The organism is Slackia sp., from assembly GCF_977041755.1.
The window spans coordinates 1-1,125 of the sequence record NZ_CDRRGL010000232.1 but is presented as its reverse complement, the minus strand read 5'-3'; the positions used below and the strand labels follow the sequence as shown (position 1 = coordinate 1,125).

Annotated in this window: 1 protein-coding gene; it reads right to left on the bottom strand. The window is 59.0% G+C overall.

Annotated features, from left to right (window positions below):
* Window positions 1-1,125: cysteine--tRNA ligase (cysS, locus tag ACWI8T_RS09960; protein ID WP_449138817.1), on the bottom strand; the 1,125-nt coding region annotated here is incomplete at both ends.

Below are 1,125 nucleotides of genomic sequence, written 5' to 3'. Positions count from 1 at the left end.
ACCTCAGCATTAACCGCACCGTCGGCGGCATCGAGGTACGAGTTCGCTTCGGTGATGAAGCCGAAGAATGCGCCCAGGGCGCCTGCGGTGTTGAAGTCGTCATTCATGCAGGCCTTGAACTCGGCATCGGCAGCCGCAACAGCGTCGGCGAGTTTTTGAGCCAATGCGGCATCGGGCTCGCCCGTCGCGTGGGCCGCAGCCCAACGCAGGTTCTGAGCCGTGCCCGCAATACGGGCCAGCGAGCTTTCCGCGCCTTCCAGGCGCTCGAAGCTGAAATCGAGCGGGCTGCGATAGTGCGTTTGCAGCATGAGCAGGCGAAGTGCTGCCGCCGAATGTTTCTCGAGCACTTCTTCGAGCGTAAAGAAATTGCCGAGCGACTTCGACATCTTCTCGCCGTTCACCAACAGCATGCCCGTATGCATCCACGTGTTCGAAAAGCCCTGATGCCATGCGCACGTTGCCTGCGCGCATTCGTTTTCATGGTGAGGGAACGCAAGGTCGCTGCCGCCGCCATGAATATCGATGGGCACACCCAGGTAGCGATGCACCATGGCAGCGCATTCGGTATGCCAGCCAGGGCGGCCTTCGCCCCAGGGGCTTTTCCAGCTGGGTTCACCCGGTTTGGCGGCCTTCCACAAGGCGAAGTCGAGCGGGTCGCGCTTGATTTCATTTTCCTCAATGCGCGCGCCCACCATGAGGTCGTCGATATTGCGGCCAGACACTTCACCATAGGTCTCGTCGCTGCGCACCGAGAAATACACGTCTCCGTTCTCGACCGCATAGGCATGGCCCTGCTCAATGAGCGTTTTGATCATGGCGATCATGGGACCAATTTCTTTGGTAGCGCGCGGACGCACGTCGGGGTCGATCACGTTCGCGCGACGCATGACGTCGATGAACTTGTTCGAGAATTCCGTGGCCACCTCGGCAGCTGTGCGACCCTGCTCATTGGCTCGATTGATAATCTTGTCATCAACGTCGGTCAGATTCTGGGCAAATGTCACTTCGTAACCGCTCGCGATGAGCCAGCGGCGAATAACGTCGAAACTGATAAACGTGCGGGCATTGCCGATGTGGATATTGTCATACACCGTGGGGCCGCACACATACATGCGCACCTTGCCT